This window comes from Arthrobacter sp. S41 (assembly GCF_004320535.1).
Classification (GTDB): Bacteria; Actinomycetota; Actinomycetes; order Actinomycetales; family Micrococcaceae; genus Glutamicibacter.
In genome coordinates this window covers 169,949-193,515 of the sequence record NZ_SIHY01000003.1, presented here as the reverse complement: position 1 = coordinate 193,515, position 23,567 = coordinate 169,949, and the positions used below count along the sequence as shown (strand labels likewise).

Sequence of the window (23,567 nt, the reverse complement as noted above, 5' to 3'; positions counted from 1 at the left end):
AAGGCGCGCGTCTGGGCGTCGTGTGCGGCTGACGGGTAGGCGGGGTCCCAGCCATGGGCCATCAAAGCAATTGGCCCGCCTCCCAGAAAAGGGAGGCGGGCCAATCAGGCTTCAACCGGTGGGTATTAGCCGAAGTACTTCTTCATGGTGCCTTCGTTAGCCTCACGAAGCTCATCCACCGAAGCGGTGAATTCACCCTGGACTTCCAAAGAACCGGACTGCGCATCAACGATGCCCAAGCGAGCCACGGTCACACCGCGGGCGCTGGTCATATCCTTAAAACGAACTTCTTCGCTTCGTGGGACAGCAACGATGGCGCGGGCCTGAGTCTCCGAGAACAAAGCGGTGAAGGAATCTACGCCGTCACGTTCCTTGATCTCATCCAGTGCTACACGAGCGCCAACGCCGAAGCGCAGAACCATCTCGGTCAATGCTGCGGCCAGACCACCTTCTGACAAGTCGTGAGCTGCATCGATCATGCCATCGCGGCTAGCGTTGATCAGGATCGCGCCCAGTTCCTTTTCCGCTTCCAGGTCAACTACCGGCGGTACACCGCCGAGGTGACCGCGCAGGTTGGCGAACTCCGAGCCATCCAGCTCGTCCTTGGTGGTGCCGATCAGGTAGATCGCCTGGCCGTCGGCCTCTTCGCGCCAGCCCGAAGGGGTGCGGCGAGCAACGTCGTCGAACTTGCCCAAGGTGGCAACCACTGGGGTTGGGTGGATCGGCTTGTCGCCGGTCTGGTTGTACAGCGACACGTTACCGCCGGTGACTGGAACACCAAGCACCATGCAAGCATCAGACAGACCACGGATACCCTCGGCTAGCTGCCACATGACATCTGGGTTCTCTGGGGAACCGTAGTTCAGGCAGTCCGAGACCGCCGCAGGGATTGCACCAGAGGTAGCAACGTTGCGGTAGGACTCGGCCAGTGCCAGCTGAGCGCCAGCGTATGGATCCAGATAGGTGTAACGGCCGTTGGCATCGGTAGCGATGGCCACACCCAAACCGGTGGACTCATCAATACGCACCACACCGGAATCATCCGGGGCGGCCAATGCGGTGTTGCCACCAACGTAGCGGTCGTACTGGTTGGTGATCCAGGACTTGTCGCACATATTTGGGCTGGCAATCAGTTCCAGCACGGCAGCCTTGAGCTCATCACCGGTTGCTGGCAAGTTCTTGCCGGCCTCCGAAGACTTAAAGGTGTCAGCCTGCAGAGCATCCTGCCACTCTGGGCGAGCGTAAGGGCGGTCGTAAACCGGGCCGTCGTGGGCCACGGTCTTAGGGTCCACGTCCACGATGACCTCACCCTTCCAGGTGATGATCAAACGGTCGGTATCGGTCACCTCGCCCAACCAGGAGTACTCCACGTTCCACTTGGCCATAACAGCCTCGAACGCGTCAACGTTTTCAGGGGTGACAACTGCCATCATGCGTTCCTGGGACTCCGACATCAGGATTTCGCCCGGGGTCAGGGTGGAGTCGCGCAGCAGCACGTCGGTCAGCTCAACCTGCATGCCGCCTTCACCATTGGATGCCAGTTCGCTGGTTGCACAGGAAATACCTGCAGCACCCAAGTCCTGGATACCTTCAACCAGTGAAGCCTTAAACAGTTCCAGGCAGCACTCGATCAGTACCTTCTCGGCGAACGGGTCACCGACCTGTACAGCAGGGCGCTTGGAAGGCTTGGTGTCATCGAAGGATTCGGAAGCCAGCACCGAAGCGCCGCCGATGCCATCGCCACCGGTGCGTGCACCGAAGAGCACCACCTTGTTGCCCACACCCGAGGCGTTAGCCAGGCGCAGGTCTTCGTGGCGCAGTGCGCCAACAGCCAAGGCGTTCACCAGTGGGTTGCCCTGGTAGATCGGATCAAAGACGGTTTCGCCGCCGATGTTCGGCAGGCCCAGCGAGTTGCCGTAGCCGCCGATGCCCGAGACTACGCCGTGCACCACGCGTTGCGAGTCTTCGTGATCGATGGCGCCAAAACGCAATGGATCCATCACGGCGATCGGACGGGCACCCATGGAGATGATGTCACGTACGATGCCACCAATGCCGGTAGCAGCACCCTGGTATGGCTCAACGTAGGAAGGCGAGTTGTGCGACTCGATCTTGAACGTCACGGCCCAGCCGTCGCCCAGGTCGGTAACACCGGCGTTTTCGCCCATGCCGACCATCAGGTCCTTCTTCATCTCATCGGTGACCTTCTGCCCAAACTGGCGCAGGTGGTTCTTGGTGGACTTGTACGAGCAGTGCTCGGACCACATCACCGAGTACATGGCCAATTCAGCAGCGGTGGGACGACGGCCCAAGATCTTTACGATCTCGGCAAATTCGTTGTCCTTCAAGCCCAGCTCTGCCCAAGGCAGTTCTACATCTGGGGTGCCGGCGGCGTTATCGACGGTGTCGATGTTGAATTCTTTGGTGACTTCCTGGCTCACTTTTTTCCTCCAACAAGGTGGGTCAGAACACTGGTGAAGAAGGTTAGCCCATCGGTGCCGCGGGCATCGGGGCCAAAGCCGACCTCAATGGCATGCTCCGGGTGAGGCATAAGACCCACCACGTTGCCAGCCTTGTTGCTGACGCCAGCGATCGAACGGCGCGAACCATTCGGGTTCCAGCCCACATAGGAGAACGCAATGCGGTTCTCGGCTTCAAGCTCATCCAGGGTCTTCTCGTCAGCCACGTACTGGCCGTCCTGGTTTTTGAGCACGATGGTGATTTCCTGGCCAGCTTCAAAACCATTGGTCCAAGCGGTCTGGTTGTTCTCCACACGCAGCAGCTGATCGCGGCAGATGAACTTCAGGTGATCGTTTTTGATCATCGAGCCAGGCAAAAGATGCGACTCGGTGAGGATCTGGAAACCGTTGCAAATACCCAGTACAGGCAGTTTGGCATCGGAGTTCGCAGCGTCGGCGATCTTGGCCATCATTGGAGCAAAACGCGAGATCGCGCCAGCCCGCAGGTAGTCACCGTAGGAGAAGCCACCAGGGATTACCACGGCGTCAACATCCTGCAGGTCGGTGTCGGCGTGCCACAGGGACACTGCCTCGGCACCGGAGGCGCGCACTGCACGGGCGGCATCACGGTCATCAAGGGTGCCCGGGAAGGTCACCACGCCGACGCGTGCTCCTGACAATTCGTTTGTTGGCGCTGAGTAGTCGCCAATCAGGGGGAGTTCGGTGCTCATTAGTCTTCGACTACCTCGACGTTGACGACATCTTCGATCACCGGGTTGGAGAGCAGGGTTTCTGCTGCCTCACGAGCCTGAGCAAGGATTTCTTCGGTCACCTCGCCGTCCACGGAAAGTTCAAAGCGCTTGCCCTGGCGGACAGCTTCGAAGGAGGTGAAGCCTAGGCGGGGAAGTGCTCCCGCGATGGCCTTGCCCTGAGGGTCAAGGATTTCTGGCTTGAGCATGACATCTACAACGATGCGGGGCATCCGGCATATCTCCTGTTGGCGAGGTTAAGTTAAATGCCACACGGAGATGCCGTCTCACACCAGGGGGATTTGGCGCTCCGCGAGCTTGCCCTAACAGTCTACCCGTGAATGTGACCGGCCAGACGTGCCTGTGCCTGATCGGGCCGATATCCCTAGATATAAGTCATGTGATCTTTGGCTCACGGGGCGCAAAACTGTGTGCGACGCGTATTCTGAAAGCGTGAAAAACTCTAGTCAGACAACGTGTTCATGCCGTGAATTGGACTCGGTCAAGCTCAGTTACGCTCAGTGCTGCCAGCGCTTTCATGACGGACGGGCGGACGGTTCGGTATTGCCTGAAACCGCTGAAGAACTGATGCGTTCGCGCTACAGCGGATTTGTGCTGGGCCTGGTTCCCTATCTTCTGGCCACCTGGCATGAGAGTACTCGCCCTCAAGAATTGGATTTGGACCCCCAGATGCGCTGGGCGGGTTTAGAAATCCTGTCCACTCGTGCTGGTGGTGCTCAGGCCACCCGTGGTGTTGTGGAATTTGCCGCGCACTATGTTGATGGGGGCAATGCAGCTGCGCAACATGAGGTGAGCACCTTTGTCCGCGAAGCTGATGCTTGGTTTTACGTTAACGCCCTGTGAGCTTTAGCGGCGGCTAGCAGTCTGCAGCATGGTTAACATCTGCGTCTGCTGGCGATCACGGGCCATCTTGAAAGCGTCGGCTCCGGTACGGTCTTTGAGTCGTGGATCTGCGCCGTTGGCAACCAACAACTCGGCGATATTCACTGAACTCTTGGTGCCTTGGCCCAGCACGATAGTTTCATGCAAGGCAGTCCAACCCAGATCATTCACGTGGTCAATGTTGATGTTAGTGCGCAACAGAATTCGTACGGCCGCAACCTGGCCGTTTTCGCTGGCCACAGTCAAGGCGCTGCCACCCATCCGATTGACCTCTTGGACGTTGGCGCCGCCCTTGATAAACATCTGCAGCGCACCGGTTTGACCGTTAGCGCTGGCGCGTAAGAACGGGGATTCCTGGTAATTGTCCTTGATGTTCGGGTTGGAGCCGGCATCAAAGAGTGTCTTGATGATGGGCTCATTTTTGGCAATGACTGCCTGCATCAGTGCCGTGCGTCCGGAGCCATCTTTGACTGCCAAATTAACGCCGGACTTCAGGACCTTTTTGACGCCCTTCAGATTATTGGCCTTGATGGCAGCAAATAGCTTGCTTGATTCGGCGGGAAGAGCCGCCACGGTGGATTCCACTGATTTCAGAGTCTCGCCGGATCCGGCTCCGGAAGCCAAAGGTGAGAGGGTGCTCTGCGAACTTGCACTACTTGGGGTGGCGCTAGCTGTAGCAATTGCTGAAGCAACAGTTGCTGGAGCACTAGTGGCTGCGGGGGTAGCTGACGGTGTGGCCGCCGTGCTTTGAACTGGTGCCTGCGAAGCGGAACTAGACGGTAGCGCTGAGGATTTTGAAGCTGTCGAAGATTCTTGAGCGACGGTTGGAGCTGGCGTGGCACTGGAGGCACTAGGGGCGTTGCTTGCCGAAGGGCTGCTGGACTGCGTTCCTTGGGCTTGCGGTGAGGACGGGGCGCAACCAGTGAATGCACCGATCGCGGCTGCCAATGGAAGCGCAATTAACGCGATGCCACGGCGGCGCGTGGAGAGCCCGGTTAGAAGTGCCATCTGTCCTTTCGCGGTTTCGGCAACCGTTTCCCATGACAATTAATGCCAATAGGGGATTTCGCTTGGAAACTTTCGATTTCCTTTGTGAGCATATCGGCTGAAGCTGAAAATTTACGGTCAATCAGCGCCAAAAATTCTTGGCGTTTGTTGTAGCAGATCTTCGCTAAAATCGTAGACATCATGGAATGCCTCTACTTTTCTGCCTCCCGTTGCCGCTCATGCACACAAATGACGGTTCCTTATGCCCGCCAGTTGCAAGCAAAAGTTGAGGATTGCCAACATCTGCTTGCCGACTTTGACACACTGAAATTCTTGCCCGCTCAACCAAGCAATGAACAGGGCTTCCGCAATAAAGCCAAAATGGTCATCTCCGGAACGACCCAGGCTCCGACCATCGGCATCCTCGATACCGAGGGGCACGGCGTGGACCTGCGCAACTGTGGCGTCATTGCGCCAACCTTGCGCACACTGTTGCCGGTGATTGAGCGATTCATCAAAGAACTCAAACTCATCCCTTATGACGTTCCCAAGCGCAAGGGTGAGCTCAAGCATGTAATCCTCACACTTTCGGACACCGGAGCGGTGATGGTGCGTTGGGTCTTGCGCACAAAGAAGCACTTTGTGGCCTTGCGCGATTCGCTGCCACAATTCTTGGAACTGTTGCCGCACCACAGTGTGGTTTCGGTGAACTTCCTTCCGGAGCACAAGGCAGTGCTGGAAGGTGAGGAAGAAATTATCCTTACCCGTCGCACCACCTTGGAATTTGGGCTCAACGGTGTGCCAATGCATCTGCGTCCACAAGGTTTCTTCCAAACCAATACCGAGATCGCTGCGGCCCTGTATCGTCAGGCACGCCAATGGATTGATGACGTTGAACCTGAAAGCGTGTGGGACCTGTATAGCGGAGTCGGTGGCTTTGCCCTGCATACCGCTGGCGAAGGCCGCACCGTCTACGGAATTGAAACTAGCGAAGAGGCAGTTGCTGCCGCAAAGATCAGCGCTGAATCAATGGGTTTCACCGATGCGCACTTTGTTGTCTCAGATGCCACCGAGTTTGCACTGAACGCAGGCTGGGCCCCGGACGCAGTGATTGTGAACCCACCGCGACGAGGGATCTCAGCTGAACTTTCGCAGTGGCTGAACAAATCTGATGTGCAGCACCTGATCTATTCCAGCTGCAATGCCAAGTCCTTGGCCCGGGACCTTGAGCGTCTAGAAAACTACACGCCTCGGGTGGCCCGTGTAATGGACATGTTCCCGCAGACTGACCACTACGAAGTCATGGTCAAGCTGGAGCGCAAGAGCTCCTAGCGGTCCAAGGTGGCGGTGCGTCGGTCCAAGCGGACAACAATCTCGTCCACCAAATGCGGATCAATATTCGGTTCGCGGCGAGCCTTGAGCAACTCGTCGCGGGCCGCTTCCAAGGCAATGGCCTGGATCGAATCTGCCTTGGCGATCACGGCGCGAATCTGAGTGTATTTTTCATCAGAGATCGCATCGTGCGGGTCCGGATCTTTAGACAAGATTGAATGCAATGAGTTCATGCGGCGGCGTACTGCCTGCTGGTAGTTCTCCGGTAACTCCTGCAAGTCAACGTTCTTGCGCAGCGTTGACATTGCAACAGCTTCAGCGCGACGGGCCAAAGCACGACGAGCACGTTTGGTGTCCTGCTCGTTATTGCGCAGCTTCAGTACACGCATGAGAGCTGGAAGGGTCAGACCTGGCACCACCAAGGTGCACAGCAATACCGCGCACGCGGTCACCACAACAAAGTTGCGTTCTTCGATGACCGTTCCGTCGGCTCGTACATGAGGTAGCGCCAAGGCGAGGGCCAAGGTTGCCAGACCGCGCATGCCACACCAGGTGAGTACCAGTGAGTCCTTGCGTGCGGGGATTTTGGCCTTGCTGCGGTTAGGCAAATAATACGTGCCGAACATCCACAGTGCACGTATCGCGATTACTACGAAACAGATGGCGGCAATACCCGGGATGTAGCCAATCAGGTTGCTGCCTTCCTCCTGAATAACCTGGTTCATTTCGATGCCCATCAAGCCGAAGGCCAGACCGGTGGCGAGCAGTTCCAGTACTTCCCAGAAGGCCTGACGGGTCAAGCGTTCCGCCGAGTCCTGAGGACGGTCACGACGAACCATTTCCAGGGCGGTGACCACCACTGCAATAACCCCTGAGACATGGACTTCTTCAGCGATCATGTACACCGCGTAGGGGGCCACCAAGGTGGCGGCGCTACGTGCGGCCAGGTTAGGAACAAAGCGGTTCAGCGCACCAATAGCCCAACCCATGGCTAGACCCAAGACCACTGCACCAGCAGCACCGATGACAAACTGTGGGATGAGCTCCAGCCCGACACTTGAGTTATCCACGGTGGCTTGAACAGCCAACTGGAAGATCACGATAGCCATGGCATCGTTGAACAGACCCTCGGTTTCCAGCAACGAAGTTAATCGTCGTGGCATTTTTACCTTCGTCGCAATGGCGTCCACTGCTACCGGGTCAGGCGGGGCAACAATCGCGCCCAAAGCCAGTGCCAATGGGATCGAAACGACGGGGGTGAAGGCCATGGCTGTGGCCGCGACCGTACCCGCAGTGACCACAATGAGCACTACCGCTAGCCGGATCAGGGCTTTCCACCGAAGTCGGAAGACCGACCAGCTGCTTCGCTGCGCTGTGGCAAAGAGCAGAGGCGGTAGGAATATTGGCAGGATCAGTTCTGGTTCGATATGCATTTCGGGCATGAACGGGAGGAAGCCCGCCAGCGACGCGAATATCAACATCAGGATCGGGTAAGGCAGTTTAATGCGTTCTCCGACACCGACGATCAGAATAGTGGCGAACAATAATCCGATGACCAGAAGGAAAAAATCCATAGTCTTCTAATTGTAGTAGATTCTTGCAACTAATTTGTGGTTTGTTTCCCTCATGTACCGGAATCCAAGAGGAATTTTGCTGCGTCCCATTGGCTAATCAAGCAGCCGTCGGATCGGGAGAATTCGAGGTTTACCGCTTGTCCGCGCAACAGTCCAGAGACCTGGGCGCGTTGCGGCCCACCGTAAATTTGGGTACAGACTTTAGTGGGGTTGGGCGAGGAATTTACTAGGGTAGTTAACTTTTCCAAAGAAGCACAGGCAGCCAAAGCATCGGGCAGAGTGCTGGTATTGGTGGCCTTTTCCCCATTGCAGTCCAGGGTGTGCTGGGCGGTAACTTTTTCACCGTCGGCACGGAAGATGATTTTCAGTTGAGTTTGCGCAGAAGGTTGCTGTGGCGCTGAGCAAGAAGTCGCCACCAAGATCAGTACGACGATGAATCCATGGATTAGAACCCGACTAGGGCGAGTATTGGTGCCCATAAAAACATTGTGCTCCGTGACCCTAACCAAGATCTAGTCTTGGACGATAAGCGGTAGGTTGTTGGCGACTTCCAGCAGTCTAAGACGCAGCACATCAGCCCTATCGGCAAATTGTTTTTGCAGCCGAACGTATTCGGCTTTTCCGCTAGGAGTCTCGATACGAATCGGCTCATGGCCCCAGTCGCCCAGGTCATAGGGAGAAGCTTGCATGTCCATGGTGCGGATATCCCATGCGAGTTCAAAACAATCCATAACCAAGTCGCTAGGCACGGCTGGGGAGAGCTTATAGGCCCACTTGTAGAGGTCCATGTTGGCGTGCAGGCAACCGGGCTGTTCCAGGTCGCGTTGAGTTTCGCGGGTGGGCTGTAGCTCGTTGAGGCCCACTGCTTGTGGCGTATAAAAACGGAAGGCATCAAAGTGCGTGCAACGAATTTTTTCGGTTTCCACTACTTCGTCGGTAGCCGCTGCGCCCAAGCGCAGGGGTAGGTACTCATGACGGATGCCATTAACCTCAGATTTGTAGGCCATGGCCCATTCGTGCAAGCCGAAGCACGCAAAATTTCCGGCCCGTTCCGAGGTGCCAGCCAGAATTACTCGGGCAAAATCTATGGCCCGGGCACGTGCCTGAACAAAGGCCTGTGCATCAAACTCGTAGCCGGTGCCCGAGGCGGTTTGAACCGGTCGATAGAACTTCCAATCAGCACGCTGTTGAGCCTGCTCCCCGCTGAGCACAACATTCATTCCTGGATGCCAGCGATACAGCTGACCCGGCTTTTGCGTGTAATAAGTGAAAAGAAAGTCCTCAATCGGATGCTTCTTTCCCTTCATGCGTCGGTCTACAAATGGTTCACCGAAGGCACGCGCGCGGGCCTCGTGGTGGTTGGCCAAGGGCGTCCACTGTGAGGCTTCCAAAATGGTGGCGGTAACGGGCATACTTCTCATTATTCAATTCATCGCTCGGTGAGACCACTTTGGTACGCCAACTCACACCAACCTCAGGAGTAGGCCATGGATGATTTTCCTGTTTGGGAACCGCCAGTGTTTGCTAGCGAAGAGCTGCACCTATTTGCCATGCTTGATCGGTTGCGGGTGACTTTTAGGTACAAGGCTGACGGGCTGCAGATCACGCAATTAACTGCACAACTGCCCAGTAGTGCCTTGAGCCTTGGCGGTCTGCTCCAACACCTTGCAGCAGTAGAGGATGAGAAATTCACTTATCTCATTGCACAAAAGCGTCCCGAAGTGTTGCTGGAACTCACCGCTCAGGGACACGATCCATTTGCTGTAGACAGCTCTCAAACAGCTGAAAATCTCTATGAACTCTATGACCAAGCGGTGGCCAATAGTCGAATGATCACGCAACAGATCCTCGAGAACAACCTGTTGGATACCGAATCAGCCCTGGATTTTGAAGGACAATTTTTGTCGGTACGTCGGATCGTTTGCGACTTGATTGAAGAGTACGGCCGGCATACCGGACACGCTGATTTACTGCGGGAAGCCATCGACGGCAGGGTGGGTGAAGATCCGCCGCAGGATTTTCTCCCCTCATGGTTTGACGCTTAAAAATGCGGCGTCCCGCAGTGCTCAAGATTGAGGACTGCGGGACGTCGCTTTTGAACTAATTACTGTCTGCGGGCATTAGCCCATGTGGATTGCTCCGAAGATCACACCGGTGGCAAGCATAACCAAGGCCACAACCAATGCGCGCCACAATACCTTCTTGTGGTGATCGCCCAGATCTACGCGAGAGAGCGATACCAGCAGCAAGATGGCAGGAACCAGTGGGGACTGCATGTGTACCGGCTGGCCGGTGATCGAGGCGCGAGCCATGTCTACGGCTGGAACACCGAAGTGTGCACCGGCTTCGGTGAGCACTGGCAGGATGCCGAAGTAGAAGGCGTCGTTGCTCATCAGGAAGGTGGCCGGGATGGAGATCAAACCGGTGATAACTGCCATGTATGGGCCCATGGAGTCAGGGATGATATCAACCAGCCACTGGCTCATGGCATCAACCATGCCGGTGCCGGAGAGCACGCCGGTGAGTACTGCTGCACCGAGAACCATGGAGACCACAGCGATGATTTCGCTGGAGTGCGCTGCAATCATCTTCACCTGGTCGGAGACCTTCGGGAAGTTCACTACCAAGGCAACTGCGGTACCAACCATGAACAGGTAGGACAGTGGAAGAACGTCAACAACCAGCAACACCATGATGGCTACGGTGAGCACCAAGTTGAAGTAGAAAGTCTTTGGACGCAGGGTCTCGCGGTTTGGATCCAGTACGGTGCCGTTCATCGTGGCAGCTTCTGAACCATCCCCCTTGCGGGCTACAGCTTCAAGGACAGCAAGGTTTCCACCGGATGACGAAGTGCCAGCTGGTGAGGTGCCACCGGTTGGGGAGCTCATGTTGCCGCCACCGAATTCGGTGCCCCAGAGCTCTGGGCGTTCACGCTGCAAGCGACGGCGTTCAGCAACGCCCATCTGCCATGCGAACAGGGCAATAACAACCAGTGCGACACCCAAGGAAGGAAGCATTGGAACAAAGACGTCAGCTGCATCAACCTTTAGCGCTGCGGCAGCACGAGCGGTTGGGCCGCCCCAAGGAACGATGTTCAGCGTGCCGTTGGTCAAACCTGCAACGCAGGTCAGTACTACTGGGCTCAGGCCCAGACGCTGGTAGATCGGCAGCAGGGCTGCGGTGACCACGATGAAGGTGGTGGAGCCGTCACCATCTAGCGAGATGACTGCGGTGAGCAGCGAGGTGCCCATAACTACCTTGGCCGGGTCATTGCCTACAAGCTTTTGAATGCCAGCAACCAGGCGGTCAAAGAGGCCAACATCGATCATGATGCCGAAGTACATGATGGCAAACATCAGCAGTGCTGCGGTGCCGGACATGTCCTTGATGGAGTCCATGATCATGTCGCCCAGGCCGAAGCCGGCGCCGGTGAACAAACCGAAGATGGTTGGGACGAGAATCAATGCCAGAAGTGGCGTCATGCGTTTTGTCATGATCAGCGCCATAAAGGTGGCGACCATGAGGAATCCGAGTGCAACAAGCATTGCCCCGACCTCCATTTCGGTGAGTGGTACGTCTTTGTGTCACCCAGAAGTTCAGGGCACCAGTCAAAAGTACGTGGCGGGGCTCACGTTGCGCGCCTTGTGCTGATTATTGAACGCTTAAGTTCTTAACCATCTTTTTGCTCTTTAAAATCGCGTTGGCTCTTCAGTGCGTCTATGCTGGGTGGCATGTTCCGTTCTGGCCCTCGCTCGAGGCATTTTGCATCGCGCATTATGCGTTTGCAGTTCCTTGTTGTTGGTGTACTCATCGTGCTGGTCACCGCCGGAACGCTTTATGCCAGTTATGACCGGGTGTATTCGCGCGCCGAAGACACCTCGCTGACCATCGCTAGATCTGTCGCGGTACTTCCGGAAGTTGTTGACGAGGTGAACCGCTACTCGGCGATGGAAGACCTTGATGAAAAAGAGCTATCCAACGGGAAATTGCAGCAGCTGGCCAATGCCATTCTGGAACAAAAACAGGCGTACTTTGTGGTGATTACCGAGGACCGCGGACTGCGCCTGAGTCATCCCAATCCAGCAGAAATAGGCCAGATGGTTTCCACCGATCCGGTGGCACTGGACGGAATCGAAGCGGTGTCTAGGGAGCATGGCACCTTGGGCGAATCGGTGCGCGCCAAGGTCCCTATCCATGGCGGATCCGGCCAGATCATCGGCGAGGTTTCGGTGGGCGTGACCACCCAGTCACTGACCGGTGCACTCTTACAATCGTTTAGCTGGATCGTGCTCTTTGCCCTCTTGGCTGCCGGGCTGGCCACGGTGGCCGGACGGATCACCGTGCGCCGACTCAAACGCCAGACGCTGGGACTTGAACCGACCGAAATTGCCCAGCTGGTCCGTGATCAGCAGGCGGTGCTCTACGGTGTGACCGAAGGCGTGATGGGCATCGGCGTTGACCGACGGATCACCGTGCGCAACAAAGCGGCCCGGCAACTTTTGGGCCTGCCACATCGCACCGAACTCGAAGACGTAGTTGGGCGGCACTTTGAATCTGCTGGTCTGGACCGACGGTTGGTCAAGGCCATTAAAGAACGAGATCCGGCCCCGGTGCGCCTGGAAGCCAACGGCAATTCACTGGTTGCCCGAGTAAACGAGGTGAACCGTGACGGACTGGATTTGGGGCAGGTGGTGCTGCTCCATGATGTCACCACCATCGAGGCCCTGGGCACCAAGCTGGATGCGGTTCAAGATATGGCTGATGCCTTGCGTGCTCAGCGCCATGAGTTCGCCAACCGTATGCACGCGGTATTGGGACTTATTGATTTGGGCAAAATTGAGCAGGCCGAAGCCTACCTGCGTGAAGTGATGGAAACCGGGCCGAAGATCGCACAGGTGCCCGGACTGGAAGCGATCCAAGACGCCTATCTTTCGGCATTTATCTCGGCCAAGGCGGTCCGTGCTCACGAACAGGGCATCAAATTGCGGGTGTCGAGTCAATCGATGCTCTTTGGCCAGATCGCCTCGGCTCATGATGCTCAAGACGCCACCGCGGTGCTGGGCAATCTGCTAGACAACGCCTTTACCGCGGCCTTGCGCGGTAGCGGAGAGCCGTGGGTGGAAATTGATTTGCTCTCCGAGGCGACAACGCTGCACCTGGCGGTGGCAGATTCCGGTCCCGGCATCACCACCACGGAAGACATTTTTGCCCGGGATGTCAGTACCGGATCGCATCTAGGCAATGAACATGGGCGCGGGGTCGGGTTGCCCTTGATCAAGCGACTGGCACAGGCCCGCAGTGGGGATGTCTGGATTGCTGATCCGGGCAACGGCACCGACGGCGCGGTGTTTGCCGCCCGATTGCCTGCGGTACTGGTGGAACCTTCCACCCCAGAGAACAACAACAAGACTGAAGGAGCGTAGTGATGAGCGAAAACGCCAATGGAAACTATCAAGTCATGATCGTCGATGACGACTTTCGTGTAGGTGCCCTCCACGCAGAGATGGTCAATTCCATTCCGGGTTTCCAAGCTTTGGAACCAGTCCAAGACCCGCGCACGGTACCCAAACTTGTCACTACGCTTAAGCCTGACTTGTTACTCTTGGACCTGTACTTGCCACATGTCAGTGGCATTGAGCTGCTGCGTGAACTGGACGTAGATGCCATCATGATCTCGGCGGCCACCGAGCCAAAAAACATTGACAAAGCCATTCGGCACGGCGCCCTGGCATTTATTATCAAGCCTTTTGACGCTAAAACTTTGAGCGCCAAACTCAAAGGGTGGGCACGGTATCGACGTCAACTCACCGGTGTGACTGAATTTAATCAGCAGGGTGTTGACCGACTCTTCAGAGCCTTGCAAGGCAGTGAAGAAACAGCCCCGAGTGTGGGTGCTGCTCCCACCGAACAGGCGGTGCTCAACTGCGTGAAGGAAGCAGCTGAACCAATGAGTGTGGCCGAGGTGGCAGAAGCCGTAGGCGTTGCACGAGCTACTGCCCAGCGTTATCTCGCTGCCCTGGTAGCCAACGAATCCTTGGAGCTGCAGTTGGGCTACGGGACCCGAGGCCGTCCCGAGCATCGCTACGTGGCACGCTAGAAACGTGGATTAGGTAGCGTCCCAGATACGTGATGACGGTTGCCGCTAACAAGGCAATCCTGCCTTTGGCTGATCTGAATACTAGATGTTGAGGGTCAGGTTAGCACTCAGCGTAACTGAACTGTCCGTAGTGCGAATCCTCTAGCGCGTAGCTGAAACTGATCCGGCATCAATAAGCTTCGGAGACAAGTAATCAGTGTTGTCAATGATGAAGGTGGCGCGTTCCCACGGTTTGGCGGCTTCGAAGTACTGTCGCTGGCCGCCGACGTATCGATTCATCGTTGGATGCTCGGGGTCTGGATTGCTGCCGTTGCGAACTGCCATCCGAGCGGCAGTTTCTATGAATGGGACGTCGAGGAACATTGAGCAATCCCAGTGTGAAACTAGTTCGTCACGGTGGAGGAACATGCCTTCAACTATGATGAGTGCATTTGATGGGGCCAGTGCCTTGTCAGCCAACCTGAACTTGTCCATTTGAACGTCGTATGAAGCCGGCGAATACTGTCCGTTGCCGTTGGCCTTGAGTGGTTCTAACACGTGGTCTATCAACGAATGATAGTCATAGGTGTCTTCCCAGAAGCCTTTGGGGGAGGAGCGCCCCCGGGCATGACGGATTGAAGCTGGATTCAGAAAATTGTCTACGTGGATGATGATGACAGGCCGTTCATTGATCTCCGCTATGAGGTTAGCTGCGAAAGATGTTTTGCCGCTGCCGTCCACACCGTCGATCGCCACTAGTCTGCGTCCTGGCCCGACGTTGTCGAGAACTCTTTCTGCCAATGACTTCATGAACTTCTTCATGGACTCATTTTCCATGAAATCAGCTGAAGATAAGTGCCGGATTACGGATGCGCTGAGAGCCGAGTGCAATGAACGAAACCCTACTTTGGCTCCTCCCCGCTTTTTGCCCAGCTGAGCATCGCGGAACGAAGATGCTCTGGGGTTAGCATGAACTTCGGTGTTAGCTCTTCCCAACCTGGCTGCTTAACTTGGCGACTGTATCCTGCGTGGGTCGCATCAATAGCGTGCTCCTCATCGAGACCAGACCCCTCGGTTCCCGTGAGGCTCAGGTGATACATCCATGCTGAACCATCAGCTTCCTCATGGCGGAAGGTCGCTTCAAAAACTGCACGTTGAGCAGGTATTGATGCGAGGCACTCATCGTATCTATCGTTGAGAACGGACATCCATTCTTCAAACTTTTCTTCTTGGCCTTCAACGCTCTTTGAGCGGCTGAGCTCGAGACGTAACCCCTCTGGCACGGACAGTGGCATCAGGTGCCCCGGGAAGTCGCGTGGTTCGGGACGAAATGGGATGGCTGGGTAGTTGTTATCCATGACAGAATCCTGCCAGATACGCGCACCGGAAACCTTGATTGAACCAGTTCGTCGACTAGCCTCGCAGGATAAATGCTCCGCGGGATTCCGTAAATCACCGAGCATCTAGTCCACGTTCTGTACTGAAATAATGTCCTTCTCGAATCTGAGTACCGGATGCCATGTCGAGTCAGGCCCGAATTCAATGATTCCGCGTTCGCGGTAACCGAGCCCTTCATAGTATCTACGTAGATTGTCGTTTGTTGCGACGCAGTCCAGTCGGGCAACAGCGCGACCGCTGCCTCGAATTTTTTCTTCCGCCCATTTCAAGATAGCCTGACCAATCCTTTGCCCGGATAGAGAACGATCAACCATCAGGCCGTGGATATATGCCGCAGCTGGATTGCGGTCAGGCCAAATGAGGTCGTCAGTATTTGTTAGGCGTACGGCGGCTGTGACATCTTGTGCGTCGGTGCGAATCCACCATTCAGCAAGGCTGATTTGTTCTGCAACGTCGCTAACGGGGAGTTCTCCTGGTGACCATTGCTGAATCGACTGTTCCTGTTGCCAAAGAGCTAAAGAGTCGCGAAGTTCAACGATTCCATTTGCTGATGAGCGAGTGGCACGATGCAGCGAAGCTAGCGTATCCATGCATTGAATTGTCGCATGTGACCAGCAGGCAGAGTGACTTCGGACCACCTCCAATGACGCCGAACTTCAATGAGCGTCTAACCGGCAAGTGCACTGCTTCACCGCTGAAACAGCGCCGTGAGGGGTGTGCCCGGAATGCCATTTTGGAGAGTCCCGTGAGCCGGTCGTCTTACGGGACAGGCGTCGATCTGACTCGTGATGATTTCATGACTGCGAATTCTCAAAAGTTTTGATTTCCCGTACACCCCGCCGGATAGAATTCTCGGAGTAGGGGCCCATTCAATACAAGCTGTGACACCATGTGAGCTTGGCATTTGAAGAAGGTGCTTTCAAGCGATCTAGCCCAGCGAGTTTTCGGTGCAGCGGTCGCTAGGATAATTTCTCTTTGTATTCATCTCAGCTCAAGGAAGCGGCTGAATTAGTCATGAACACTGAATTCCATGACTAATATTTCGCGTCGAAATTTGCTGACCGGCGCCTTGGGCGCAGGAGCCCTAGGCCTCGTTGGGCCCACCGGTGCCGCTCTGGCCTCTAGCAGCCCACGCTTGGTCCGTTCACGTTTGGGACTCACCAGTGGTTTCTCCATGGGTGACGTTTCCACCAACAGCGCGGTACTCTGGGCCCGCAGTTCTGGTGAAGGCCGACTGCGCGCACAGTTGCGTGCCGTGGATGAAACCGGACAGATCATTCGCGGTCGGGGATCCTTCGCCCGCACCCTAAGAGGTGCCCAGGCTACCGAGGCGAGCGACTTCACCGCAAAAATCAGTGCCGCCCATCTGCCAGCTGGAACACGCTTCTCGGTAAGCATCGGTTTTGAAGATGAGAACGGAACCGTAGGTGAAACCGAACAGGGCTGGTTTAGCACCGCACCATCCCTCAACGGCCGCCGCAACCATGAGGCTGCCCGAGCGCAAAGCTTCGTTTGGTCGGGCGACACCGCCGGTCAGGGCTGGGGCATCAATGAGGAAATCGGAGGCATGCGTGCCTACGCCGCGATGCACGCCACCAAGCCTGACTTCTTTGTGCACAGTGGTGACACGATCTACGCTGACGGTCCGATCCTTGCCGAGGTTAAAGAAGCCGATGGCCAGATTTGGCGCAACCTAGTGACTGAAGAAGTTTCCAAGGTTGCCGAAACTTTGGCCGAATACCGTGGGCGCCACCGCTACAACATGATGGACGCTAACGTGCGGGCGATGTATGCACAAGTCCCTGTCATCGCGCAGTGGGATGACCATGAAACGCACAACAACTGGTGGCCGGGGGAGACCATCACTGATGAGCGTTACACCGTGCGTGATATCAATACCTTGGCATCCCGAGGACGCCAAGCGTGGCAGGAATATCAGCCCATCGCTGATCCTCGTGCTTTGCGCGGTGGCACCGGTTTTGAAGCTGCACGAATTTACCGCAAGATTTCCCGCGGTCCGGCCTTGGACTTGTTCGCATTGGATATGCGCACCTTCAAGTCAGAGAACACCGCTGGCATGGAGTCAAAGGAAACTGCGATCCTCGGTGAAAAACAGCTGAGCTGGTTGGTCGACGGGCTAAGCCAGTCCAAGGCGACCTGGAAAGTCATCCTCAATGATCTGCCTCTGGGCATCATCGTTCCTGACGGCAAGGCACAAGAATCCATTGCTAACGCTGATCACGGTGCCCCGTTGGGTCGAGAACTGGAATTGGCGCGACTGCTCAAAGCCATTAAAGACCGTGACATCAAGAACGTCGTCTTCCTGACCGCGGATGTGCACTACTGCGCGGCACACCACTACTCGCCTGAGCGAGCGGCCTTCAGCGACTTTAACGAGTTCTGGGAATTTGTTGCCGGCCCGGTTAACGCCGGTTCCTTCGGCCCTAACAAGATGGACGGAACTTTTGGGCCGAAGGTGGACTTCGCTCTGGCCGGTACCGTCGCTAACCAGTCACCTCGCGATGGCAAGAGCCAGTTCTTTGGACATGTTGATCTGGATGATCAAGACATGTTTACCGTCAGCCTGCGCAACGGGTTGGGCGAAACTGTCTACTCCAAAACTTTGGAACCAGCCAAGTAATCGAAATATCCGCTCAAAAGATCAGGCCGGTGTCCGCTGAAAATTCAGCAGACACCGGCCTGATCTTGGGTAGAGCGGACTTAGCGTCCGGTGCCGCCGTAAACGGTAGCTTCTACGTCGGTATCCAAATCAAAAGCGGTATGGATGGCACGCACAGCGTCATTAAGCTTGTCAGCGTCGGTGACCACAGAGATGCGGATTTCTGAAGTGGAGATCATATCCACGTTCACGCCTGCGGTGTGCAGGGCTTCGAAGAAGGTGAAGGAGACACCTGGGTTCGAGCGCATGCCGGCACCGATCAGCGACAGCTTGCCGACCTCGTCGTTGTGCTCAATGTCTTCAAAACCGATCTCGCCCTGAGCGGTGGTGAGCGCGCCCAATACGTTCTTGGTTTCAGTCATTGGCAGGGTGAAGGAGATATCGGTCTTGCCCGAGCCGCGAGTCGAAATGTTCTGCACGATCATGTCGATATTGGCCTGAGCTGCGGCGATGACACCGAAAATCTGGGCTGCTTTGCCAGGGATATCTGGCACGCCGATAACGGTGACCTTGGCTTCGGAGTGGTCGTGGGCGACACCTGAGATGATTGGCTGTTCCAAGGGTTCTCCCTCTTGAATTTTGATTTTGTCGTCGGGGTTCGGGAGCACCCAAGTGCCCTCGTGAGTGCTGAATGAAGAACGCACATGCAGCGGCACACCAAAGCGTCGCGCGTACTCCACACAACGTAGGTGCAGAATCTTTGAGCCGCTAGCGGCCATTTCCAGCATTTCTTCGCTGGTGATTTTTTCAATCTTTTTAGCTGAGGCGACCACGCGTGGGTCAGCGGTGTAAATGCCGTCAACGTCGGTGTAGATTTCGCAGACGTCGGCGCCGAGGGCTGCAGCCAATGCCACTGCGGTGGTATCAGAACCACCGCGACCCATGGTGGTGATGTTGTTGGATTCCTTGCTCATGCCTTGGAAGCCAGCAACAATCGCGATGAAGCCGCGGTCAATGGCCTTACGCACACGCTGTGGAGAGACCTCCATGATGCGTGCTTTACCGTGGGATGAGTCAGTAATCAGACCGGCCTGGGATCCGGTGAAGGAAGCAGCTTGCTCACCAAACTGGTTGATGGCCATAGCGAGCAAAGACATCGAGATGCGTTCTCCGGCGGAGAGCAGCATGTCCATTTCTCGTGCAGGTGCATCATCGGTGAGCTGACCCGCCAGATCCAGCAGGTCGTCGGTGGTGTCACCCATCGCGGAGACGACAACTACGACATCGTGACCCTGGGACTTGGTTTCAATAATTCGACGCGCCACACGCTTGATGCCGTCGGCATCCGATACGGACGAACCGCCAAATTTTTGAACAATTAGGCCCATGGGCACTCACTCCACCTGTTTGAAAGCTATGTCTCGGCGTTGGTGCTGCACGGGTAGAAACGTTCAGGTTTCTAGTCCATGGCACAGCGCAAGACATCTACCAAATAAATATTGTGTCAGTTGCAGGCCAAGTTCACCTACTTGTGACGGTAAACATTGGTCATATTGCCTAGAAACTTTCACAGCTGTTGTTGAAAATCGCTGACTACTTCTTGAATTCGGCCAATATTTGTCGCCAAAAGCTCTTCCAATCCGACAACTGATCTGGTGTCTTAGCCTTAGTAACGTTAATGGCAATCGAGGATTTGTCCCCTTTGAGCCCAATGTCTACTTGGGTCTTGGTGCCGTCGGAAAAACTCGCACGCCAGTAACGCCAGCGTTCGGAGCTACTGGTACGGGCGGGGTCGCTGAGAGCTTGGGAATTGAATTTGTCTAAGTGTGCAATGGTAGATTCCCACTTGGCCAGTGCAGCGTCCAAATCGGCATCGGTGGTGGTGCTGACCGAACCTTGGAAGGTTCCATCTTGGGCCTGTCCAGGTAGACGCCGTCCAATTTGCTGCTCGTAGGCTACTGCTACGGACTGCGCCCACCAGCCTGGGTTCTGCACTGTTTCGGACATGTGAGCGTAAGCGAGCTCGGCAATTTCCTTATGTGTCAGTGCGCTTGCGTTCTTCGACTCCAGCGTTGCGCTCCACTGTTCCCACGAGGTGCCGGTGGCATTGGCGATGGCGCCGGTATTGCTGCTCTTGATTCCCATAGCTGAAGTTTAGGCATGGCCAGTTGCTTCGGACCAGGAAAGACTCGGGCACCACGGGATTTATCCCGTGGTGCCCGAGTCTTCGCACCGATCTTGTTGACGAAGCAGGCTTGCAGCTAGATTGTCTGAATCTCCGAGTTCAACCTACCCAGAAGATCAACCAACGTATCCAAGTCCGCATCTTCCCAGTTGGTCATACGTGAGCGAAGTTCTCCTCGCCATTGCTCAAAGCCGCTACGCCAACGACTTTTTGCGTGCTCCGTTGGTAGCAAGTCGAAGGCCCTGCGGTCCTCGGCATTGACTTCACGAACAATCAGATCAAGTTGCTCCAGCTTGGAAACCATCCGAGACAGCGTGGCCTTATCGATCAACAGCTTTTCGCAGATCTCGGATTGGGTGATGCGCTCAGTGCGCAAAATAAGTCCGAGTACCGGCAAATATCCCGGGGTCAGCTGACCATGGAGGCGGACCGCTAGTTCACGTTTAAAACGCGAGGTGAGGGCAATCAAGGAAAACAATTCCTGTTCGGCCTTCGAATAGCGGTCGGTGCGCTCCTGGCTACAGACTGCGTCATCCGTTCTAGTGGTATCCATGGGAATACTCCTAGCTATCGGCTGACTTCTGCGCTGACTGCGAGGTTGCGCTGTGTGCCGCAACAGCTTCCATTGTCTCAGCCTCGCGCTCAGCGTTATTGCTGGTGCCGGTGGAACTAGCTCCAAGAACGGCGGCCTCGGCTTCAACTTCCTGCAGACGCTCGGAAGCGTTCTGAGTGGTTAGTGACTGATTAGGGATCAGGCATACGGCGACAACAACGAGCAAGGACAGCGGAGCTGCGAAGGTGAACAGTGAAGGCACTGCATCACCATAGATGGATTCGAAGATCACTCGTACCGGCTCTGGCAGGGTGGAGACCGTTGGCAGGTTGCCCGAGGAGAGAACCTCTGCCACGGCCTTGCCCTTTTCGCCGAGCGATCCGATGGCCTGCATCAAATCTGCCTGGCGATCAGCGATCATGTCCGGGATGGTGGCTGCCAAGATGGCACCCAAACCTGCGGTACCTGCGGTGCCGCCCAAGGTGCGGAAGAAGTTCACCGAGGAAGAAGCAACACCCAGTTCCTTGATGTCCACCGAGTTCTGCACTACCAGCACCATGTTCTGCATGACCAGACCCATACCGGCGCCAAGGATGAACATGAAGGAAGCAACTACCGCGTAGTTGGTGTCGTAGTGGATGGTTCCCAGCAGGAACAGTCCAATGACGATGAGTACCGAACCGGTGACTACCAGTGCTTTCCACTTACCGGTGCGCGAGATGATTGCGCCACCGATGGTTGAGATCACCAGCAGGCCGCCCATCAGTGGGAAGGTCATCAGTCCGGCCATGGTGGCTGAGGCACCACGAGCCATGATCATGTACTGGCTGAGGAACACCGAGGTGCCGAACATTGACACGCCAACAGCCAACGAGGCAATGACAGCGAAGGTGAAGGTGCGGTTCTTGAACAGGGACATGTTCAACAGTGGTTCTGAAGACTTGATTTCAACAATGATGAATGAAGCAATCAGAACGATCGCGCCAAGGACCATCAGGAAGCTGGTGGTAGAAGCCCATTCAAATTCGGAGCCGCCCAGCGACATCCAGATCAAGAGCAAGGAAACGCCGCCGGAGAGCAACACGATGCCCCAGTAGTCGATCTTGACCTTGCGCTTGGCAACAGCTGGCAGGTGCAGGGTGCGCTGAATCAGGATGACTGCAGCGATGGCAAATGGCAGGGCGATAAAGAAGTTCCAGCGCCAGTTGATGGTGTCAGTGACAAAGCCACCGATCAATGGTCCACCGACGGTACCGATGGCCATCACTGCGCCGAACAGCCCCATGTACTTGCCACGTTCGCGTGGGGAGAGGAAGTCGGCCATGACAATCTGTGCCAGGGCGCCAACGCCACCACCGGCAAGACCCTGGATGACACGCATGGAAATCAGGAAGGCAGTGTCCTGCGAGAAGCCGGCAGCCGCTGATGCGAGAACGAAGATTGCCAGCGAGATCTGCAGCAACAGCTTACGGTTGCCGAGGTCAGCGAGCTTTCCCCAGATAGGGGTAGAGATGGTAGTTGCCAGCAAGGTGGCGGTTACTACCCAGGTGTAGGAAGTTTGGCTGCCGTGCAAATCGGAAACGATTACCGGCAGTGAACTGGAAACGACGGTATTAGCCAAGATCGAGACGAACATGCCCATGAGAATGCCGGTGAGGGCGGTGAGGATTTCTCGGTGCGTCATCTTTACCTTGACGACCGGTGCGGTTTCGGTCATTAAAGCTCCAAAGAAAAAAGGGTCGGCTATGAGAGCCGATTGGTTGATTTATATCAACCATACGCCGATAGTTGATAATTCTCAACTAAGCGTGTTCCATCGCACACCTATGTATTGACCGTCGGCTGAAACTAATAAACCCCGCCGTTCCCGCGAGCTGCGGGTGGGCGAGGTTCACTAGGCGAAGCCTTGATTAGTTACCGGCTACGGTGGTCATCCATCGGTGGAACTACCGGGTGTGACGGGCGCGAAGCTTCATCGGCGGGAGCCTGATCCGGGTTAACCGCGCGGAACAACCGGGGTTCTGCGCTCGAAGAAGCGGGTGCTTTGTCCTCTTCTGCTTCGTCGTTTCGCGCTGGAGCAGATGTAGGTGCATCGTTGCGTCGTGCTGCCGCAGAGTTTGACCCTGCGGTGCGTCGACCTTCAAAGGCACGAGCCAAGGTGACCTCATCGGCGTACTCCAAGTCGCCACCCACCGGAAGTCCGGAGGCCAGGCGAGTGATTCGAATGCCCAAAGGAGCCAGCGCGCGCACCAGATAAACTGCCGTGGCCTCGCCCTCAAGGTTCGGGTCGGTAGCCAGAATCAATTCGGTGATGGACTCATCGGCCAGGCGGGTGACCAATTCACGGATGTGTAGCTGTTCCGGGCCAATGCCAGCCAACGGATTAATCGAGCCACCAAGCACATGGTATTTGCCACCAAAGGCGCGGGTGCGCTCGATGGCCATGACGTCTTTGGATTCCTCGACGATGCAGATCTTGGTTCCGTCACGACGTTCATCACGACAAATTGCACATCGTTCTTGCTCGGAGATGTTAAAGCAGATCTCGCAGAACTTAACCTTTTCCTTGACCAGCTGGATGGAAGCGGCCAACCGGGTCATATCCTCAGAATCGGCATCAAGAATGTGGAAAGCAATGCGCTGAGCCGACTTTGGGCCGATGCCAGGTAAGCGACCGAGCTCGTCGATCAGTTCCTGTACAGCACCTTCGTACACGTGCGCCTTCTTTCTT

Annotated in this window: 22 protein-coding genes; 6 read left to right on the top strand and 16 right to left on the bottom strand. The window is 56.0% G+C overall.

The genetic code is table 11. From position 1 onward, the window contains the following. Positions 1-125: 125 nt before the first annotated feature. From purL to purS, 3 genes are read right to left on the bottom strand one after another with little or no spacing between them, the layout of a single operon-like run. Positions 126-2,441 carry a phosphoribosylformylglycinamidine synthase subunit PurL gene (gene purL / locus EYR88_RS14905; RefSeq protein ID WP_131090551.1) on the bottom strand — a complete coding sequence of 772 codons (2,316 nt, stop codon included), beginning with the start codon at positions 2,439-2,441 and terminating at the stop codon, positions 126-128. After that, positions 2,438-3,190 carry a phosphoribosylformylglycinamidine synthase subunit PurQ gene (gene purQ / locus EYR88_RS14900; RefSeq protein ID WP_131090550.1) on the bottom strand — a complete coding sequence of 251 codons (753 nt, stop codon included), beginning with the start codon at positions 3,188-3,190 and terminating at the stop codon, positions 2,438-2,440. Before purQ ends, purL begins: the two co-directional genes overlap by 4 nt. Beyond that, positions 3,190-3,441, bottom strand: a complete 252-nt coding sequence (purS, locus tag EYR88_RS14895; protein ID WP_038991933.1) for a phosphoribosylformylglycinamidine synthase subunit PurS — start codon at positions 3,439-3,441, stop codon at positions 3,190-3,192. The genes purQ and purS overlap by 1 nt, the downstream gene beginning before the upstream one ends. A 220-nt stretch (positions 3,442-3,661) precedes the next feature. Here purS and EYR88_RS14890 point away from each other — a divergent pair, with 220 nt between their 5' ends. Further along, positions 3,662-4,072, top strand: a complete 411-nt coding sequence (locus EYR88_RS14890; protein WP_131090549.1) for a YchJ family metal-binding protein — start codon at positions 3,662-3,664, stop codon at positions 4,070-4,072. 3 nt (positions 4,073-4,075) lie between these two features. Here EYR88_RS14890 and EYR88_RS14885 read toward each other — a convergent pair whose 3' ends face one another. Beyond that, complete coding sequence (locus EYR88_RS14885; RefSeq protein ID WP_131090548.1) at positions 4,076-5,119, bottom strand: ankyrin repeat domain-containing protein; 1,044 nt, start codon at positions 5,117-5,119, stop codon at positions 4,076-4,078. Between the two features lie 180 nt (positions 5,120-5,299). Between EYR88_RS14885 and rlmD the strand changes: the two genes are divergently transcribed. Beyond that, positions 5,300-6,430, top strand: a complete 1,131-nt coding sequence (gene rlmD, locus EYR88_RS14880; RefSeq protein WP_131090547.1) for a 23S rRNA (uracil(1939)-C(5))-methyltransferase RlmD — start codon at positions 5,300-5,302, stop codon at positions 6,428-6,430. Here rlmD and EYR88_RS14875 read toward each other — a convergent pair. From EYR88_RS14875 to EYR88_RS14865, 3 genes are read right to left on the bottom strand one after another with little or no spacing between them, the layout of a single operon-like run. After that, positions 6,427-8,004 (bottom strand): sodium:proton antiporter, encoded by a 1,578-nt coding sequence (locus tag EYR88_RS14875; protein ID WP_131090546.1) that lies wholly within the window; start codon positions 8,002-8,004, stop codon positions 6,427-6,429. The two genes, rlmD and EYR88_RS14875, sit on opposite strands and share 4 nt — an antisense overlap. Before the next feature lie 50 nt (positions 8,005-8,054). Continuing rightward, a complete protein-coding gene (locus tag EYR88_RS14870; RefSeq protein WP_131090545.1) occupies positions 8,055-8,483 on the bottom strand; it encodes a hypothetical protein in 429 nt (142 codons plus the stop codon). A 33-nt stretch (positions 8,484-8,516) separates the two neighbouring features. After that, positions 8,517-9,416, bottom strand: a complete 900-nt coding sequence (locus tag EYR88_RS14865) for a 3-methyladenine DNA glycosylase (protein ID WP_131090544.1) — start codon at positions 9,414-9,416, stop codon at positions 8,517-8,519. Between the two features lie 75 nt (positions 9,417-9,491). Between EYR88_RS14865 and EYR88_RS14860 the strand changes: the two genes are divergently transcribed. Then, positions 9,492-10,049, top strand: a complete 558-nt coding sequence (locus EYR88_RS14860; protein WP_131090543.1) for a DUF664 domain-containing protein — start codon at positions 9,492-9,494, stop codon at positions 10,047-10,049. 75 nt (positions 10,050-10,124) lie between these two features. On the opposite strand, the gene EYR88_RS14855 is transcribed toward EYR88_RS14860, so the two are convergent. Next, positions 10,125-11,549, bottom strand: a complete 1,425-nt coding sequence (locus tag EYR88_RS14855) for an SLC13 family permease (RefSeq protein WP_131090542.1) — start codon at positions 11,547-11,549, stop codon at positions 10,125-10,127. A gap of 186 nt (positions 11,550-11,735) precedes the next feature. Here EYR88_RS14855 and EYR88_RS14850 point away from each other — a divergent pair, with 186 nt between their 5' ends. Next, entirely contained in the window at positions 11,736-13,427 is a 1,692-nt protein-coding gene (locus EYR88_RS14850) for an ATP-binding protein (protein ID WP_131090541.1), read from the top strand. Positions 13,428-13,429: 2 nt separating this feature from the next. After that, positions 13,430-14,101, top strand: a complete 672-nt coding sequence (locus EYR88_RS14845) for a response regulator (protein ID WP_131090540.1) — start codon at positions 13,430-13,432, stop codon at positions 14,099-14,101. Between the two features lie 141 nt (positions 14,102-14,242). On the opposite strand, the gene EYR88_RS14840 is transcribed toward EYR88_RS14845, so the two are convergent. The 3 genes from EYR88_RS14840 to EYR88_RS14830 form a co-directional block, all read right to left on the bottom strand. Next, a complete protein-coding gene (locus EYR88_RS14840; RefSeq protein ID WP_131090539.1) occupies positions 14,243-14,902 on the bottom strand; it encodes a uridine kinase in 660 nt (219 codons plus the stop codon). Positions 14,903-14,982: 80 nt separating this feature from the next. Next, positions 14,983-15,438: a DUF6176 family protein gene (locus tag EYR88_RS14835; RefSeq protein ID WP_131090538.1), complete on the bottom strand. Its 456-nt coding sequence runs from the start codon at positions 15,436-15,438 to the stop codon at positions 14,983-14,985. A 105-nt stretch (positions 15,439-15,543) separates the two neighbouring features. Beyond that, complete coding sequence (locus EYR88_RS14830; RefSeq protein ID WP_131090537.1) at positions 15,544-16,068, bottom strand: GNAT family N-acetyltransferase; 525 nt, start codon at positions 16,066-16,068, stop codon at positions 15,544-15,546. 440 nt (positions 16,069-16,508) lie between these two features. Between EYR88_RS14830 and EYR88_RS14825 the strand changes: the two genes are divergently transcribed. Continuing rightward, positions 16,509-18,119, top strand: a complete 1,611-nt coding sequence (locus tag EYR88_RS14825; protein WP_131090536.1) for an alkaline phosphatase D family protein — start codon at positions 16,509-16,511, stop codon at positions 18,117-18,119. Between the two features lie 80 nt (positions 18,120-18,199). Here EYR88_RS14825 and EYR88_RS14820 read toward each other — a convergent pair whose 3' ends face one another. The 5 genes from EYR88_RS14820 to recR all read right to left on the bottom strand — a co-directional run bounded on the left by EYR88_RS14820 (position 18,200) and on the right by recR (position 23,551). Beyond that, positions 18,200-19,486, bottom strand: coding sequence for an aspartate kinase (locus EYR88_RS14820; RefSeq protein WP_131090535.1), 1,287 nt, complete (start codon positions 19,484-19,486; stop codon positions 18,200-18,202). A gap of 205 nt (positions 19,487-19,691) precedes the next feature. Beyond that, a complete protein-coding gene (locus tag EYR88_RS14815; protein WP_131090534.1) occupies positions 19,692-20,243 on the bottom strand; it encodes a hypothetical protein in 552 nt (183 codons plus the stop codon). Positions 20,244-20,359: 116 nt separating this feature from the next. Beyond that, a complete protein-coding gene (locus EYR88_RS14810) occupies positions 20,360-20,836 on the bottom strand; it encodes a MarR family transcriptional regulator (RefSeq protein WP_131090533.1) in 477 nt (158 codons plus the stop codon). 10 nt (positions 20,837-20,846) lie between these two features. Next, positions 20,847-22,553, bottom strand: coding sequence for an MFS transporter (locus tag EYR88_RS14805; protein WP_131090532.1), 1,707 nt, complete (start codon positions 22,551-22,553; stop codon positions 20,847-20,849). A gap of 197 nt (positions 22,554-22,750) precedes the next feature. Further along, complete coding sequence (gene recR, locus EYR88_RS14800; protein ID WP_131090531.1) at positions 22,751-23,551, bottom strand: recombination mediator RecR; 801 nt, start codon at positions 23,549-23,551, stop codon at positions 22,751-22,753. Positions 23,552-23,567 lie beyond the last annotated feature (16 nt).